This is a genomic window from Vibrio sp. 1401, from assembly GCF_033340295.1.
Genome location: NZ_JAWOWF010000637.1, coordinates 1 through 574, shown reverse-complemented (window position 1 = coordinate 574; position 574 = coordinate 1). Strand labels below are relative to the sequence as shown.

The following is a 574-nucleotide window of genomic DNA, read 5'->3' as shown; positions in this document are numbered from 1 at the left end:
TGTTAGCAGGCATAAAAAAGGGCCACTTGCGTGACCCTGATTAACTGATATTTGGTTATGCTCTCAAACCAGTGAGGAGAGATTCCATCGTATCGCTTTGCTTACGCAACTGTTCGACGTTTTGCGAGGTCGTGCTGATCATATTGCACACATTATCTGCTTGAACTCGGATTTCTTCGACACTTGCGGCGATGTTATCTGCAACGACACCTTGTTCCTCAGCCGCAGTCGCAATTTGAATACTGCTGTCTGAGATGGTTTGGTTTTTATCGGCAAGCGAGCCAATCTCTTGGTTTACTTCTGCCATCAGGTTTTGACCTTCGTTGGCATTGTTTACCGTAACTTCCATGAGTTTGGTAAGGGATTGACTGTTACGCTGTAATGATTCAATCATCGCTTGAATCTCAACGGTTGCTTGTTGAGTACGGCCTGCAAGAGCACGGACTTCATCAGCAACAACCGCAAAGCCACGACCTTGTTCACCTGCACGAGCCGCTTCAATTGCAGCGTTCAAGGCGAGTAGGTTAGTTTGCTCAGAGATACCGTTGATGGTTGTCACAACTTCATCAATTTG

The 574-nt window shown here is 46.3% G+C and carries 1 protein-coding gene; it reads right to left on the bottom strand.

The features are described from left to right. Window positions 1–55: 55 nt before the first annotated feature. Window positions 56–574 (bottom strand): methyl-accepting chemotaxis protein (locus tag R7Z77_RS27295; protein ID WP_318137298.1); only part of this gene is annotated, 519 nt, incomplete at its 5' end.